17 protein-coding genes are annotated in these 14,846 nt (G+C 64.3%); 1 reads left to right on the top strand and 16 read right to left on the bottom strand.

Going from position 1 to position 14,846, the window contains the following annotated elements:
• Nucleotide 1: 1 nt before the first annotated feature.
• Genes nuoL through PMI02_RS06900 form a run of 14 tightly spaced genes read right to left on the bottom strand, consistent with a single transcriptional unit; the run spans nt 2 to nt 12,130 of the window.
• On the bottom strand, nt 2-2,125 hold the full coding sequence (gene nuoL / locus PMI02_RS06965; protein ID WP_007680704.1) for an NADH-quinone oxidoreductase subunit L: 2,124 nt from the start codon (nt 2,123-2,125) through the stop codon (nt 2-4).
• Nucleotides 2,126-2,129: 4 nt separating this feature from the next.
• Entirely contained in the window at nt 2,130-2,435 is a 306-nt protein-coding gene (gene nuoK, locus PMI02_RS06960; protein ID WP_007680703.1) for an NADH-quinone oxidoreductase subunit NuoK, read from the bottom strand.
• Nucleotides 2,432-3,049, bottom strand: coding sequence for an NADH-quinone oxidoreductase subunit J (locus PMI02_RS06955; RefSeq protein ID WP_007680701.1), 618 nt, complete (start codon nt 3,047-3,049; stop codon nt 2,432-2,434). Before PMI02_RS06955 ends, nuoK begins: the two co-directional genes overlap by 4 nt.
• A gap of 27 nt (nt 3,050-3,076) precedes the next feature.
• On the bottom strand, nt 3,077-3,562 hold the full coding sequence (gene nuoI / locus PMI02_RS06950) for an NADH-quinone oxidoreductase subunit NuoI (protein ID WP_007680699.1): 486 nt from the start codon (nt 3,560-3,562) through the stop codon (nt 3,077-3,079).
• Nucleotides 3,559-4,605, bottom strand: a complete 1,047-nt coding sequence (gene nuoH, locus PMI02_RS06945) for an NADH-quinone oxidoreductase subunit NuoH (RefSeq protein ID WP_007680683.1) — start codon at nt 4,603-4,605, stop codon at nt 3,559-3,561. Before nuoH ends, nuoI begins: the two co-directional genes overlap by 4 nt.
• Nucleotides 4,602-6,620 carry an NADH-quinone oxidoreductase subunit NuoG gene (nuoG, locus tag PMI02_RS06940; protein WP_007680673.1) on the bottom strand — a complete coding sequence of 673 codons (2,019 nt, stop codon included), beginning with the start codon at nt 6,618-6,620 and terminating at the stop codon, nt 4,602-4,604. Before nuoG ends, nuoH begins: the two co-directional genes overlap by 4 nt.
• Entirely contained in the window at nt 6,620-7,930 is a 1,311-nt protein-coding gene (gene nuoF / locus PMI02_RS06935; RefSeq protein ID WP_007680671.1) for an NADH-quinone oxidoreductase subunit NuoF, read from the bottom strand. Before nuoF ends, nuoG begins: the two co-directional genes overlap by 1 nt.
• Entirely contained in the window at nt 7,930-8,598 is a 669-nt protein-coding gene (locus PMI02_RS06930) for an NAD(P)H-dependent oxidoreductase subunit E (RefSeq protein WP_007680669.1), read from the bottom strand. Before PMI02_RS06930 ends, nuoF begins: the two co-directional genes overlap by 1 nt.
• Nucleotides 8,591-8,794 (bottom strand): hypothetical protein, encoded by a 204-nt coding sequence (locus PMI02_RS06925; protein WP_007680667.1) that lies wholly within the window; start codon nt 8,792-8,794, stop codon nt 8,591-8,593. Before PMI02_RS06925 ends, PMI02_RS06930 begins: the two co-directional genes overlap by 8 nt.
• Before the next feature lie 17 nt (nt 8,795-8,811).
• On the bottom strand, nt 8,812-9,162 hold the full coding sequence (locus PMI02_RS06920; protein ID WP_007680665.1) for a nuclear transport factor 2 family protein: 351 nt from the start codon (nt 9,160-9,162) through the stop codon (nt 8,812-8,814).
• Entirely contained in the window at nt 9,159-10,370 is a 1,212-nt protein-coding gene (locus tag PMI02_RS06915) for an NADH-quinone oxidoreductase subunit D (RefSeq protein ID WP_007680663.1), read from the bottom strand. The genes PMI02_RS06920 and PMI02_RS06915 overlap by 4 nt, the downstream gene beginning before the upstream one ends.
• Entirely contained in the window at nt 10,367-11,176 is an 810-nt protein-coding gene (locus tag PMI02_RS06910) for an NADH-quinone oxidoreductase subunit C (protein WP_007680661.1), read from the bottom strand. Before PMI02_RS06910 ends, PMI02_RS06915 begins: the two co-directional genes overlap by 4 nt.
• Nucleotides 11,177-11,183: 7 nt before the next feature.
• Entirely contained in the window at nt 11,184-11,759 is a 576-nt protein-coding gene (locus PMI02_RS06905; RefSeq protein ID WP_007680658.1) for an NADH-quinone oxidoreductase subunit B family protein, read from the bottom strand.
• Nucleotides 11,756-12,130, bottom strand: coding sequence for an NADH-quinone oxidoreductase subunit A (locus PMI02_RS06900; protein ID WP_007680655.1), 375 nt, complete (start codon nt 12,128-12,130; stop codon nt 11,756-11,758). Before PMI02_RS06900 ends, PMI02_RS06905 begins: the two co-directional genes overlap by 4 nt.
• A 455-nt stretch (nt 12,131-12,585) precedes the next feature.
• Between PMI02_RS06900 and PMI02_RS06895 the strand changes: the two genes are divergently transcribed.
• On the top strand, nt 12,586-13,779 hold the full coding sequence (locus tag PMI02_RS06895; RefSeq protein WP_007680652.1) for an acetyl-CoA C-acyltransferase: 1,194 nt from the start codon (nt 12,586-12,588) through the stop codon (nt 13,777-13,779).
• An 88-nt stretch (nt 13,780-13,867) separates the two neighbouring features.
• Here PMI02_RS06895 and PMI02_RS06890 read toward each other — a convergent pair whose 3' ends face one another.
• Both PMI02_RS06890 and PMI02_RS06885 read right to left on the bottom strand, forming a co-directional pair.
• Entirely contained in the window at nt 13,868-14,485 is a 618-nt protein-coding gene (locus PMI02_RS06890; protein ID WP_007680649.1) for a YceI family protein, read from the bottom strand.
• 113 nt (nt 14,486-14,598) lie between these two features.
• Nucleotides 14,599-14,805 carry a hypothetical protein gene (locus PMI02_RS06885; protein ID WP_007680646.1) on the bottom strand — a complete coding sequence of 69 codons (207 nt, stop codon included), beginning with the start codon at nt 14,803-14,805 and terminating at the stop codon, nt 14,599-14,601.
• Nucleotides 14,806-14,846 lie beyond the last annotated feature (41 nt).

Genomic DNA, 14,846 nt, shown 5'->3' with positions numbered 1-14,846 from the left:
CTTATCCCGCGATCACCCAGCTGATGGCGCCGACGAGGCCCAGCAGCATGACAAGTGCGTAGCTGTACAGATAGCCCGACTGGACCTTCTGCGCGTAAGTCGAACCGCGTGAGACGACCCAGGCGGCGCCGTCGGGACCGAACTTGTCGATCACCCCGATGTCCAGGACCTTCCAGAACACGTTGCCGAGCCAGAATGCGGGGCGGACGAAGATGCGGTCGTAAAGCTCGTCGAACATCCACTTGCGGTACACGAAGGTGTAGACCGGCCCGATCTGGTCGACGACCGCCTTAGGGAAGGCGAGGTTCTTGATGTAGCCGTACCAGGCGGTCAGGAAGCCGATGGCCATGACCGTGAACGGTGCCCACTTCACCCAGACCGGCACGCCGTGCATGGCGTGAATCAGGTGCTCGTGGAACACCAGAGCGCCCTTCCAGAACTCGCCCTCGCCGTCCGACACGAAGTAGTGTTCGAACACGAAGCCGGCGAAGACCGCGCCCAGCGACAGCAGCAGCAGCGGCAGCAGCATGACCAGCGGGCTTTCGTGCGGGTGGTAGCCGCCCGTACCGTCGCCATGGTCGGCATAGTCGGGACCACTAGTGCCCGAAACGGGTGCCGCGTGGGCGTGCGCATCGTGATGGTCGGTGCTCTCGCCCGCGTCTTCCTCGGCGGGAGCGCCGTGGCCGTGCGCGTCGTGAGCGTGATCGGCGTGACCGTGCGCGTCATGGATAGCGTGCTGGATATGCTCGGACTGGTTCCAGCGCGGCTTGCCGAAGAAGGTCAGGAACACCAGGCGCCACGAGTAGAAGCTGGTCATCAGCGCGGCGAAGATGCCCATCCAGAAGGCAAAAGTGCCGACCGAGCTGCCCGAAGCGAAGGCCGCCTCTAAGATAGCGTCCTTCGAGTGGAAGCCCGCGAAGCCCGCGACACCGGCGATGCCGACGCCGGTGATGGCGAGCGTACCCGCCGTCATCGTCCAGAACGTGATCGGGATCTTCTTACGCAGGCCGCCATAGAAGCGCATGTCCTGCTCATGGTGCATCGCATGGATGACCGAACCGGCGCCGAGGAACAGCAGCGCCTTGAAGAAGGCGTGGGTGAACAGGTGGAACATCGCCGCGCCATAAGCGCCCGAGCCTGCCGCGAAGAACATGTAGCCCAGCTGCGAACAGGTCGAATAGGCGATGACGCGCTTGATGTCCCACTGCGTGCAGCCGACGGTGGCGGCGAAGAAGCAGGTGGCGGCACCGACGAAGGTGATGACGTGCATAGCGGTCGCGCTCTGCTCGAACATCGGCGAGAGGCGGCAGACCATGAAGACGCCGGCGGTGACCATCGTCGCCGCATGGATCAGCGCCGACACCGGGGTCGGGCCTTCCATCGCGTCGGGAAGCCAGGTGTGGAGGCCCAGCTGCGCCGACTTGCCCATGGCACCGATGAACAGCAGCAGGCAGATCACCGTCATCGTGTCGAAGCGGTGGCCGACGAAGCCGATCGTAGAGCCGGCCATCGAGGGCGCAGCGTGCAGGATCTCGGGGATCGAGACGGTGCCGAACACGAGGTAGGTCGCGAAGATGCCGAGCATGAAGCCGAGGTCACCGACGCGGTTGACCACGAAAGCCTTGATCGCGGCAGCGCCGGCCGAGGGCTTGCGGAACCAGAAGCCGATGAGGAGGTACGAGGCCAAGCCCACGCCTTCCCAACCGAAGAACATCTGCACCAGGTTGTCCGCGGTCACCAGCATGAGCATGGCGAAGGTGAACAGCGACAGGTATGCGAAGAAGCGGGGCTGGTCCGGCTCCTCGCTCATGTAGCCCCAGGAATAGAGGTGCACGAGCGCGGAAACCGAAGTGATCACGACGAGCATGACGGCGGTCAGTGCGTCGACCCGCAGTGCCCAGTCGAAGGTCATCGAACCCGACGCCACCCACTTGAGCACGGGGACGACGGTCGCCTCGGCGTTGCCGCTGAGGAAGCTGATGAAGATCGGCCACGATAGGGCGCAGGCGATGAACAGCGCGCCGGTCGTCAGCACCTTGGGCACGACGAAGCCCAGCGACTTGTTCGCGAACCCGGCAAGGATCGACGCCAGAAGCGGCAGGAAGACGATGAGGATGATGGACAACGTCTTACCCCTTCATCCGGTTGACGTCGTCGACGGCGATGGTGCCGCGCCCACGGAAGTAGATCACGAGGATTGCAAGCCCCACTGCGGCCTCGCCGGCGGCGACCGTCAGCACGAACATGGCGAAGATCTGGCCAGTGAGGTCGTGGAGGAAGGCGCTGAACGCGACGAGATTGATGTTCACCGCAAGCAGGATCAGTTCGATCGACATCAGGATGACGATGACGTTCTTGCGGTTGATGAAGATGCCGAGGACCCCGAGCACGAAGAGGATCGAGCTCACCACGACATAGTGTTCGATGCCGATCACAGCTGGACCCCCTTGCCCACTTCGGGCCTGACGTTGACGGTCGCCTCGTCCGGGCGGCGCATGTTCTGCTTGCGCACGTTCTGGCCGCGCGTGTCGCTGCGCTGGCGGTGCGTCAGCACGATCGCGCCGATCATGGCAACGAGCAGGACGATGCCCGCACTCTCGAACAGGAACAGGTAGCGGCTGTAGAGCAGCGCGCCGATCGCCTCGATGTTCGAAGCGCCAACCGGCGTCGCGGCGGTGCCGTCGGGCGTGCCGAGGTGCAGCGCGCCGGCGCGGTAGGCCCCGATGCCCAGGACGATCTCGGCCAGCAGCACGAGGGCCACCAGCGCACCGAACGGGAAATAGCGCACGAAGCCGGCCCGCAGTTCGGCGAAGTCGATGTCGAGCATCATGACGACGAACAGGAACAGCACCGCGACAGCGCCCACGTAGACGATGACCAGCAGCATGGCGATGAACTCGGCGCCCACCAGAACCATCAGGCCGGCGGCGTTGAAGAACGCCAGGATCAACCAGAGGACCGAGTGGACCGGGTTCCGCGCGAGAATGGTGATCGCGCCGGAGGCGACGGTCAGCACCGCGAAGAGATAGAAGGCGATTACGTGAATCATGGAGCCCTGTTTCCTTGCGCGCGCCGGTTAGCGGTACGGAGCATCGGCTTCAAGGTTCGCGGCGATCGCCCGCTCCCACTTGTCCCCGTTCGCCAAGAGCTTGGCCTTGTCATAGAGCAGTTCCTCGCGCGTTTCGGTCGCGTACTCGAAGTTCGGCCCCTCGACGATGGCATCCACCGGGCAGGCTTCCTGGCAGAAACCGCAGTAGATGCACTTCGTCATGTCGATGTCGTAGCGCGTGGTGCGGCGCGAACCGTCGACGCGGGGAGCCGCTTCGATGGTGATCGCCTGCGCCGGGCAGATCGCCTCGCACAGCTTGCAGGCGATGCAGCGTTCCTCGCCGTTGGGATAACGGCGCAGGGCGTGCTCGCCGCGGAAGCGGGGCGACAGCGGGTTCTTCTCGAACGGGTAGTTGATCGTCGCCTTGGGCCTGAAGAAGTACTTCAAGGTCAGCAAGTGCGCCTTCACGAACTCCCAGAGCGTGAAGCTCTTGATGAGATATGCGACGGTCATGCGAAGTGTCCGGTAGCCATGAGGTAGCCGCTGACGATGACGACGAACAGCAGCGAGGTAGGCAGGAAGATCTTCCAGCCCAGGCGCATCAGCTGGTCGTAGCGGTAGCGCGGAACGGTCGCCTTCACCCAGCTGAACACGAAGAAGAAGAACAGGACCTTGAGCAGGAACCACACGAAGCCCGGCACGATGTACAGGAACGGAATGTCGAGCGGCGGCAGCCAGCCACCCCAGAACAGCGTCGCGTTCAGCGCGCACATCAGCAGCACGTTCGCGTATTCGCCCAGCCAGTAGGCGGCGAAGGCCATCGACGAGTATTCGGTCTGGTAACCGGCGACGAGCTCGGATTCCGCCTCGGTCAGGTCGAACGGCGCACGGCCGGTCTCGGCCATGCCCGAGATCAGGAACATCACCCACATCGGGAACAGCAGCGGGTTCGCGACGAAACCGTTGATGATGCCGAAGACGTGGCCCTTCTGGGCCATGACGATGCCGTTGAGGTTGAAGGTGCCCGACCACAGAACGACGCAGATCAGGATGAAGCCGATCGAGACTTCGTAGCTGATCATCTGTGCCGAGGCGCGCATCGCCGAGAAGAACGGGTACTTCGAGTTCGAAGCCCAGCCCGCCATAATCGTGCCGTAGACGCCCAGCGAACTGATCGCGAGAACGTAAAGCAGGCCGACGTTGATGTTGGCCAGAACGCCGTTTGAGTTGAACGGGATCACCGCCCAGGCCATCAGTGCTACCGTGAAGGTCACCACCGGCGCGATCAGGAAGATGCCTTTGTTCGCGGCCGAGGGAACGATGGTTTCCTGGAGGAAGACCTTCAGGCCGTCCGCGAAAGACTGCAACAGGCCGAACGGGCCGACGACGTTGGGACCACGGCGCAGTGCCATGGCCGCCCAGATCTTGCGGTCTGCGTAGATGATCATCGCGACGCTGAGCATCAGCGGGAGCGCGATCAGCAGGATGCCGCAGATTGTGGAGAGACCCCACGCCCACTCATAGGACATCCCGAGGGACTGGAAGAACGAAGTCATTCCGCCGCCTCCGCGAATTCCTCGCCGTGCAGCAGTTCAGCCGAACAGCGCTGCATCGTCGCGCTGGCGCGCGCGATCGGGTTGGTCATGTAGAAGTCCTTGATCGGATAGGCGATCGCGCCCGAGGCGGAGCCGCCACCGGCCGGAAGAGCGCTGCCGTAATCGGCCAGCCCCTCGACGCCGAGAGCGGGAACCGCAGCGATCATCGCATCGCGCAGGGCGTCGAAGCTGTCGAAGCCGACCGAGACGCCGAAGGCATCGGCCAGCGCGCGCAGGATCGTCCAGTCCTCTCGCGCGTCGCCGGGCGCGAAGACGGCCTTGTCGGCGAACTGCACGCGGCCCTCGGTGTTGACGTAAGTGCCGGCCTTCTCGGTATAGGCCGAGGCCGGCAGGATCACGTCGGCGGCGTGGGCCGCCTTGTCGCCGTGGTGGCCGATGTAGACGATCATCGAGTCCGCGAACTTGGCGTAGTCCACTTCGTCGGCGCCGAGCGAGATGAGCACCTTGGGCTTGGCGGCGACGAGGTCGGCGATGCCGCCCTTCTGCGCGAAGCCGAGCATCAGGCCGCCCATGCGCGAGGCCGCCATGTGAAGGACGTTGAAACCGTTCCAGGCCGAGCCGTCTTCAAGCTCGCGAACGAGGTTGAACTGGCCCGACAGCGCGAGCGCCGCCTCGAGCCCGCCGCGCCCGAGCGCTGCACCGCCGACGATCACCGCCGGGCGCTTGGCCCCGGAAAGCGCGTCCGCGACATGCTGCGGCAGACCGCCGAGCAGCGAAAGGTCTTCGCCGATGAACTCGCCGCCGAACGTGGTTTCCCACTCCGGACCGATCAGGAACACCTTGGCGCCGCGCTTGACCGCCTTGCGCAGGCGGACGTTGACGGACGGCGCTTCCCAGCGGACCATCGAGCCGACGACCAGGATGGCATCCGCCGTCTCGATCCCGTTGAAGGTCGTGTTGAAGTTCACCGCCGAGAGGCTCGACGTGTCGTAGTCCATGCCGGTCTGGCGGCCTTCGATCAGTGTCGAGCCCAGCGCGCCTACGAGCGCCTTGGCGGCGAACATCGTCTCGCAGTCGACCATGTCGCCGGCGACGGCGGCGATCGAGTTGCCGGGGTTCAGCGTGGCGATCGCGGCGAAGGCGTCGTTCCAGCTGACCTGGACCAGCTTGCCGTCACGGCGCAGGAACGGCTTGTCGAGGCGGCGGCGAACGAGGCCGTCGACCTGGTAGCGCGCCTTGTCGCTGATCCATTCCTCGTTGACGTCGTCGTTGTTGCGCGGAAGCGCGCGGAGCACTTCGCGGCCACGGCTGTCGATGCGGATGTTGGCGCCGGTCGCGTCCGAGACGTCGATGCCGAGCGTCTTCTTCAGCTCCCACGGACGCGCTTCGAACGCATAGGGACGGCTGGTGAGCGCGCCGACCGGGCACAGGTCGATCACGTTCGCGCTCATCTCGTGATGGGCGGCGCGTTCCAGATAGGTCGTGATCTGCATCGACTCGCCGCGATAGAGCGCGCCGATCTCGTCCACGCCGGCGACTTCTTCCGAGAAGCGCACGCAGCGGGTGCAGTGAATGCAGCGCGTCATCTGGGTCTTGATCAGCGGACCCATGTACTTCTCGGTCACCGCGCGCTTGTGCTCGTGGTAACGCGAGCCGCCGCGGCCGTAGGCGACCGACTGGTCCTGCAGGTCGCACTCGCCACCCTGGTCGCAGATCGGGCAGTCGAGCGGGTGGTTGATGAGGAGGAACTCCATCACCCCTTCCCGCGCCTTCTTGACCATCTCGGAATCGGTGCGGATTTCCTGGCCCTCGGTGGCAGGAAGCGCACAGGATGCCTGCGGCTTGGGCGGTCCGGGCTTCACTTCGACCAGGCACATGCGGCAGTTGCCAGCGATGCTCAGGCGCTCGTGATAGCAGAAGCGGGGGATTTCCTTGCCGGCCAGCTCGCAGGCCTGCAGCACCGTGGCGCCGGCAGGAACTTCGAGCTCTACGCCGTCTACTTTGACCTTCGGCATTATTCGGCAGCCTCTTGCAGCGATCCCGTGCGCGCTTCGATACGGCGCTCGATCTCGGGGCGGAAGTGCTTGATGAGGCCCTGGATCGGCCACGCCGCAGCGTCGCCCAGGGCGCAGATGGTGTGGCCTTCGACCTGCTTGGTAACCTGCTGGAGCATGTCGATTTCCTCGACATGCGCATCGCCGGTACGCAGGCGCTCCATCACGCGCCACATCCAGCCGGTGCCTTCGCGGCACGGGGTGCACTGGCCGCAGCTCTCGTGCTTGTAGAAGTACGAGAGGCGGCTGATGGCGCGGACGATGTCGGTGGACTTGTCCATGACGATGACGGCGGCGGTGCCGAGGCCCGAGCCGACCGCCTTGAGGCCGTCGAAGTCCATCGGCGCGTCCCAGATGTCGGCCGACGGCACCAGCGGCACCGACGAGCCGCCGGGAATCACCGCCAGCAGGTTGTCACGGCCGCCGCGAATGCCGCCGCAGTGACGCTCGATCAGCTCGGTGAACGGGATCGACATCTCTTCCTCGACCACGCAGGGACGGTTCACGTGCCCCGAGATCTGGAAGAGCTTGGTGCCCTTATTGTTCTCGCGCCCGAAGGACGAGAACCACGCGGCGCCGCGGCGCAGGATGGTGGGAGCCACCGCGATCGATTCCACGTTGTTCACCGTGGTCGGGCAGCCATAGAGGCCCGCGCCGGCCGGGAACGGCGGCTTGAGGCGGGGCTGGCCCTTCTTGCCTTCGAGGCTCTCGATCATCGCGGTCTCTTCGCCGCAGATGTAGGCGCCGGCGCCGCGGTGGACGAAAACGTCGAAATCGTAGCCCGAACCGCAGGCGTTCTTGCCCAGCAGACCGGCGGCGTAAGCCTCGTCACGCGCGGCGAACAGGGTCTCGGCCTCGCGGATGTATTCGCCGCGAATGTAGATGTAGGCCGCGCGCGCACCCATCGCGAAGCCCGCGACCAGCGCGCCTTCGAGCAGCATGTGCGGGTCGTGGCGGATGATCTCGCGATCCTTGCACGAACCGGGCTCGGATTCGTCGGCATTGATGACGAGGAAGCTGGGCTTGGGGTTGCCGTTCTGATCGAGCGGGGGCTGCTTGGGCATGAAGGACCACTTCATGCCGGTGGGGAAGCCCGCACCGCCGCGACCGCGCAGCCCCGAGGCCTTCATCTCGTCGATGATGGCCGCGTTGCCGCGCTCGATCAGCGCCTTTGTGTTATCCCAGGCGCCGCGTGCCTGCGCTTCCTTCAGGTTCCACGGCTGATAGCCGTAGACATTCGTGAAGATGCGATCCTTATCGGCGAGAGCCATTACCACTCACTCCGGTAGTCATGATTGGCGGAGACCATCGCCGCGAGGTTGGTGGGTTCGCCCACCGGCTCGACGGTGTGGCGCGCCGGGTCCTGCGTACCGGCCTTGGGGCTTTCGCCCCGGGCCAGCGCGTCGAGCACCGCGTTCATGCGCTCGGGCGTCAGGTCTTCGAAGTTGTCGTCGTTGATCTGGACCATCGGGGCCGAGGCGCAGTTGCCCATGCACTCGACCTCGGTGAACGACCACATGCCGTCCGCCGTGGTGTGGCCCTTCTTCATGCCCCGGGACTTGCAGGTCTCGATGATGTCGTCAGAGCCGCGCAGCATGCACGGCGTGGTGCCGCAGACCTGGACGTGGAAGCGGCCGATCGGCGCGATGTTGTACATCGTGTAGAACGAGGCGACCTCGACCACGCGGATCACCGGCATGGCGAGCTCGGCCGCGATGAATTCCATCACCGGGATCGGCAGCCAACCTTGCGTGTTCAGCTCCGCACCGACCTGGCGCTGGGCAAGGTCGAGGAACGGCATCACCGCCGAGCGCTGGCGCCCATCGGGATAACGCGAAAGGATGTCCTTCGCCTTTGCGGCGTTGGCCTCGGTCCAGGCAAAATTGCCCCAACGTGCCCGCAATTCGGGCGTATCGGGTTCGATAAAGCGGTCAGCCATGCTTACCTCTGCGCTTCAGCCACTGATCCTGGCCGAAAAAGAAAATCTCGAAACCACCGATGGCGGTCGCCAGCATTGCTATCATCGGAGAGGGCTCGATCCCCGCCCAGAGCACCATGAAGTACAAACCAATCAGGAACAGCCCGGTCAGGCTTGCCCAGATGCGGATCATGTCGACAGTGTTGAACTTGGTCATCGGCCCCACTCCCACGCTTACCGGATGAACTCGACACGAGAGCAGAGATCGCCCTCGAAACTGTAGACCGCGACCACGTCGAACGGCTCGACCAGAGCCGAACCATCAGTGGCGGGGCCGCGTGTCACGTGCTCGCGCATCAGCACGTAAGCGCCGATCTGCTGAGCTTCGACGATCTCGGCGTTGTTCTGCGGCCAGCGCACGAATGCGGCGGCGAGGCCCGAACGCGTGCCTTCCTTGCCCTCGCGGACGACGTCGCCGCGATAGTTCGCCTCACAGGCCTCGTCAGTCATGTACGAGACGTACAGGTCGACGTCCTGCGCGTTGTAGGCGGCGATCATAGCCTTGGCGGTGTCGAGGTTGCTCAACGGTCGCACTCCCCGAACACGACGTCGATGGCACCTAGGATCGCGGTCGCGTCCGGCAGCATGTGGCCCTTGGACATGAAGTCCATCGCCTGCAGGTGGCTGAATGCGGTCGGTCGGATCTTGCAGCGGTACGGCTTGTTCGAGCCGTCCGACACGAGATAGACGCCGAATTCGCCCTTGGGGCTTTCGGTGGCGACGTAGACTTCGCCCGCGGGGACGTGGAAGCCCTCGGTGTAGAGCTTGAAGTGATGGATCAACGATTCCATCGAGCTCTTCATCTCGGCGCGCTTGGGTGGAACAACCTTGCGGTCGTCCGACGCGACGGGGCCTTCGGGCATCTCGCGAAGGCACTGCTTCATGATCTTGGCCGACTGGCGCACTTCCTCGACGCGGACCATGAAGCGGTCGTAGCAGTCCGAATTGGTGCCGACGGGTATCTCGAAGTCCATGCGGTCGTAGACGTCGTAGGGCTGCGACTTGCGGATGTCCCAAGGGATGCCTGCGGCGCGGATCATCGGGCCCGAGAAGCCCCAGGCCAGCGAATCTTCCCTGCTGGTGATCGCGATGTCCACGTTACGCTGCTTGAAGATGCGGTTGTCGACCACAAGGCTCATGGCATCCTCGAACAGGCGCGGCAGGCGCGTGTCGAGCCAGTCGGCGAGGTCGGTCAGCAGCTTGAGCGGCACGTCCTGATGGACACCGCCGGGGCGGAACCAGGCCGAGTGCATACGCGCGCCGGACGCACGCTCGAAGAAGTTGAGGCAGTCCTCGCGGATTTCGAACAGCCACAGGTTCGGGGTCATGGCGCCGACGTCCATGACGTGGCTGCCCATGTTGAGCATGTGGTTGCAGATGCGGGTCAGCTCGGCGAATAGCACGCGCAGGTACTGGGCGCGGAGCGGCACCTCGAGGTTCAGCAGCTTCTCGATGGCGAGCACGTAGGAGTGCTCCATCGCCAGCGGCGAGCAGTAGTCCAGGCGGTCGAAATACGGCAGCGCCTGGAGGTAGGTCTTGTGCTCGATCAGCTTCTCGGTGCCGCGGTGGAGCAGTCCGACATGCGGGTCGATCCGCTCGATGATCTCGCCGTCGAGCTCCATGACCATGCGCAGCACGCCGTGCGCCGCCGGGTGCTGAGGGCCGAAGTTGATAGTGTAGTTGGTGATGACCTCGTCGCCGGTGGTGGGCGACGTCTCGAGCTGCATGCTCACTTGTCGTCCTCCTTGGCCGGACGGCTCTCGGTATCCTGGGGCGCCTCGGGGGCTTTACCGCCTTCGGCCTTGGCCGGGGCGTCCGCCGGAGACTTGTCGGCGGCCTTGTCGTTCGCCTTGTCGCCGGCGCCGGTGTCGGCCTTGGTCTCGGTGGCCTTGGGCGTCGCGACCGGCGGCGGGGCAGCGGCCTCGGCCGCCTTCTCGTCACCCGGGAGCACGTAGTCTGCACCTTCCCACGGACTCATGAAGTCGAACGTTCGCAGGTCCTGCGCCAGCTTGACCGGCTCGTAGACGACGCGCTTGTCCTCTTCCGAGTAGCGCAGTTCGACGTAGCCGGTGAGCGGGAAGTCCTTGCGGAACGGATGACCCTCGAAACCGTAGTCGGTGAGGATGCGGCGCAGGTCCCGGTTGCCGGCGAATATCACGCCGTACATGTCGAACACTTCGCGCTCGAGCCAGCCCGCGTTGGGCCACAGCGTCGTGACGGTCGGCACAGGCGTGTTCTCGGCGGCGGTGACCTTCACCATGAGGCGATGGTTCTTCGTAACCGACAGCAGCATGTAGACGACTTCGAAGCGTTCGGCGCGCGACGGATAGTCGACGCCGGCCATCTCCATTAGCTGCTGATAGCCGTGGTCGTCACGCAGCGCGCGCAAGGCGTTCTCGATCTCGAGCCGGTCGATGGTGAGCACGATCTCACCGTGCTCCTCCTTCGAGGCGACGACCTTGTTGCCGAGCGCGGCGACGAGGGCGTCCAGGACACCCTCGTTCGAGGCGATCTTCGGAGCGGAATGCAGAACAGGCATCTGGTCCTTACCTCTCGACCGTACCGACGCGGCGGATCTTGCGCTGCAGCTGCATCACGCCATAGAGCAGCGCTTCGGCCGTCGGCGGGCAACCCGGCACGTAGATGTCGACCGGCACGATGCGATCGCAGCCGCGCACGACCGAGTAGCTGTAGTGGTAATAGCCGCCGCCGTTGGCGCAACTGCCCATGGAGATGACGTACTTCGGCTCCGACATCTGGTCGTAAACCTTGCGGAGCGCCGGAGCCATCTTGTTGCACAGCGTGCCGGCGACGATCATCACGTCCGACTGCCGCGGGGACGCGCGCGGCGCGGCGCCGAAGCGCTCCATGTCGTAGCGGGGCATGTTGACGTGGATCATCTCAACCGCGCAGCAGGCGAGGCCGAAGGTCATCCACCACAGCGAGCCGGTGCGGGCCCACTGGAACAGTTCCTCTGTGCTGGTGACGAGGAAGCCCTTGTCGGACACTTCCTGGTTGAGATCCTTGAAGAACGACTGGTCGGGCGCGGTGATCGCGCCAACGGGTCCAGGGTGGGCGGCGCGGGCCAGAGGCTGGCCGGCAGAGTTCACGAGCGTGCTCATTCCCAGTCCAGAGCTCCCTTTTTCCATGCATAGGCGAGGCCGATGGCCAGTTCGCCAAGGAACACCATCATTGTCAGCCAACCGGCCCAGCCGGTCATCTTGAGCGAGACGGCCCAGGGGAACAGGAACGCGGCTTCGAGATCGAAAATGATGAACAGGATCGCGACTAGGTAGAAGCGCACGTCGAACTGGCTGCGCGGATCCTCGAACGCGGGGAAGCCGCATTCATATTCGCTGTTCTTGTCGATGCTCGGCTGGTGCGTGCCGGTTAGGCGAGCGACGCCCATCGGCAGGAACACGATCACCGAGGAAAGCCCCAGCGCGATCACCAGGAAAATCAGGATCGGCAGGTATTGTGACAGATCGGTCAATGGTCTCTTGCCTCATACCGGATGCGACGTTGACGGACTCGGAAAGGTCATGGGCGAATGCCGTCAAGTTGGGCGCGCTCTTAGGCCAGCCCTCACAACGCTGCAAGGTGTACGGTTGGATAAATCCGCCCATTCGCACCGCATTGCAACACGGATGAGGCCGGAACTGCGGGATTTCCCAGAGAAAGAGGGCGCGGTGCCGGTTTGCGCAAATGGGCTAGGCGATTTACGCAACTATTTGCGCACATTACTGCGAAACATTCGCGACACGGCTTGGCAATTCCCACAGCGCCACCATCTCCTCCCATGAGCGGCAAGCGCGCTTCGAAAGAAAACCCGGCCCGGCGATGAAGGCCTGAGCGAGGTGGTCACGAAAGCGTCGCATCATTGCAATTGACGCATCGCAACATTACCGAAGCGACAACCATCCAGATTTCCAGTGCGAAAGGCAATTCATGGCCCAGATTTCCGCATCCGACCCGATCGTCATCCTCAGCTATGCGCGCACGCCGATGGGCGGGCTTCAGGGCGTTTTCGCCGAAGTCTCCGCGACAGATCTCGGCGCCACTGCGGTCAAGGCAGCGGTCGAGCGCGCGGGCGTCGCCGGAGAGGACATCGAGCGCATTTACATGGGCTGCGTTTTGCCCGCCGGCCTCGGCCAGGCCCCTGCCCGTCAGGCCGCCATCAAGGCTGGTCTGCCCAAGTCGGTCCAGGCGACCACGGTCAACAAGGTATGCGGCTCTGGCATGCAGACGGTCATCATGGGCGCCGAAGCCCTGGCCTCTGGCTCGCTCGACGTCGTGATCGCCGGCGGCATGGAATCGATGACCAACGCGCCGTACCTCTCCAAGAAGCACCGCTCGGGCGCGCGCGCCGGCCACGACACCCTCTATGATCACATGTTCCTCGATGGCCTGGAAGACGCCTATGAGGGCGGCTCGATGGGCTCCTTCGCGCAAGTCACCGCCGACGAATACCAGCTCACCCGTGAGAACCAGGACGACTACTCGATCGAGTCGCTCCGCCGTGCGCAGGAAGCCATCAACAGCGGTGCCTTCAAGGACGAGGTCGTCCCCGTGACCGTAAAGACGCGCAAGGGCGAAGTGGTCGTCGACACCGACGAGCAGCCGCCCAAGGGCAATCCGGACAAGATCCGCACCCTTCGCGCTGCTTTCGCCAAGGACGGCACCATCACCGCTGCCAGCTCCAGCTCAATCTCCGACGGTGCGGCCGCTGTTGTGCTGACCCGCAAAAGCGTGGCGGAAGCCAAGGGTCTGACCCCGCTCGCCACTGTCGTCGGCGTTTCCGCCCACGCGCAGGAGCCTTCGAAGTTCACCACCGCCCCGGTCGGTGCCATCACCAAGCTGATGGACAAGGTGGGCTGGCAGCTGTCGGACGTTGACCTGTTCGAGGTGAACGAGGCTTTCGCCTGCGTCGCCATGTTCGCCATGCATGACCTCGGCATCCCGCACGACAAGGTGAACATCCACGGCGGCGCCACCGCGCTGGGCCACCCGATCGGCGCCTCGGGCACCCGCATCATCGTGACCCTCATCAACGCCCTCAAGGAAAAGGGCCTGAAGAAGGGCGTCGCCAGCCTCTGCATCGGCGGCGGCGAAGCCACGGCGGTCGCGATCGAAATCGTCTGACCCGAATTGAAATAGAAAACCCCCGCCTCGTCGGCGGGGGTTTTTGTTTGTCCCTAGGGACTCCGGAAGCGCACCGCACTTCCCCAAATCAGTTGGATGGCTGCTTCTCGAAAGCGGCATTGATCGAGAGCGTCGTCTCGTCGCTGACGAGCGGGGCGTACTTGCTGACGCCGAACTCGGTGCGCTTGATGACGCCCGTCGCATTGAAGCCCAGTGTGTAGGCCTTGTTCATCGGATTGACGGCCGCTGCCTTGAAGGTCGCCTTGAGCGTAACCGGGCGGGTGACGCCATGAAGCGTCAGGTTGCCGGTGACGTCGGCTGAGTTCGCCCCAGTCTTCGCCACCTTGGTCGAGACGAAGCGCATCGTCGGGTACTTCGCTGCATCCAGCCACTCCGCGCCGGCCAACTCCTCGTCGAGCGTCTTGTTGGTCGTCGAGACAGTCGAGACTGGGACGCTCACGTCGAGCCTGGCCGACGAGATCGCCTCGGGATCAAGCGAGAGCGTACCGGTGGCGCCTGGAAGCGTGCCGAAGAACTCGCTGATCCCGAAGTGGTCGACGGTGAACCGCACCAGGGTATGCGAGTGATCGAGCGCATACTTACCGGCCTCGACCTGTGCGGCATTGTTGTTGGCCTGCTGCGCGATGATCGGCGCGGACACGGCGAATGAAACGGCCAGAATGGCCGACGCGAACATGCGCTTCATGTGAAATTCTCCAGCGGAGTGAGGGGGCTGACGCCTGTTCCCACCCGTGACGGCCACTGGCCAGCCGGATAAATTCGATCTGCTTGTTCGAGATTCTCGAACAAGTTCGGACCTTACCTCCCTAACGCCTGCCTCGCCGACAGCCCAAGCAACAAAACCGCCGCCAGCAGTGACCAGAAGAACATTGCGGTCCACGGCATGAAGCCCACCCGGTCGAGGTCGGCGCGGCGGTGTCTGCGCCGGTCCCCGAGCCATGCGACGACGGTCATCACGGCTGCAAAGCCACCGAAAATAGCCATGATCAGTGTCGAGTCGTCCATCGACTGCACTTGCCTCCAAGCGTGGCCAAGTTAAAGCCCCG

The sequence above is a fragment of the Novosphingobium sp. AP12 genome (assembly GCF_000281975.1).
GTDB lineage: Bacteria > Pseudomonadota > Alphaproteobacteria > Sphingomonadales > Sphingomonadaceae > Novosphingobium.
This window is presented reverse-complemented; position numbering and strand designations above follow the sequence as displayed.

What these genes read in the sequence shown, in the direction of transcription:
- PMI02_RS06905 (WP_007680658.1), bottom strand. Translation starts at nt 11,759, where the DNA reads ATGAGCACGCTCGTGAACTCTGCCGGCCAGCCTCTGGCCCGCGCCGCC.
- PMI02_RS06955 (WP_007680701.1), bottom strand. Translation starts at nt 3,049, where the DNA reads ATGATTCACGTAATCGCCTTCTATCTCTTCGCGGTGCTGACCGTCGCC.
- nuoH (WP_007680683.1), bottom strand. Translation starts at nt 4,605, where the DNA reads ATGACTTCGTTCTTCCAGTCCCTCGGGATGTCCTATGAGTGGGCGTGG.
- nuoF (WP_007680671.1), bottom strand. Translation starts at nt 7,930, where the DNA reads ATGGCTCTCGCCGATAAGGATCGCATCTTCACGAATGTCTACGGCTAT.
- PMI02_RS06925 (WP_007680667.1), bottom strand. Translation starts at nt 8,794, where the DNA reads ATGACCAAGTTCAACACTGTCGACATGATCCGCATCTGGGCAAGCCTG.
- PMI02_RS06895 (WP_007680652.1), top strand. Translation starts at nt 12,586, where the DNA reads ATGGCCCAGATTTCCGCATCCGACCCGATCGTCATCCTCAGCTATGCG.
- PMI02_RS06890 (WP_007680649.1), bottom strand. Translation starts at nt 14,485, where the DNA reads ATGAAGCGCATGTTCGCGTCGGCCATTCTGGCCGTTTCATTCGCCGTG.
- PMI02_RS06885 (WP_007680646.1), bottom strand. Translation starts at nt 14,805, where the DNA reads ATGGACGACTCGACACTGATCATGGCTATTTTCGGTGGCTTTGCAGCC.
- PMI02_RS06930 (WP_007680669.1), bottom strand. Translation starts at nt 8,598, where the DNA reads ATGGCTGACCGCTTTATCGAACCCGATACGCCCGAATTGCGGGCACGT.
- PMI02_RS06910 (WP_007680661.1), bottom strand. Translation starts at nt 11,176, where the DNA reads ATGCCTGTTCTGCATTCCGCTCCGAAGATCGCCTCGAACGAGGGTGTC.
- nuoI (WP_007680699.1), bottom strand. Translation starts at nt 3,562, where the DNA reads ATGACCGTCGCATATCTCATCAAGAGCTTCACGCTCTGGGAGTTCGTG.
- nuoG (WP_007680673.1), bottom strand. Translation starts at nt 6,620, where the DNA reads ATGCCGAAGGTCAAAGTAGACGGCGTAGAGCTCGAAGTTCCTGCCGGC.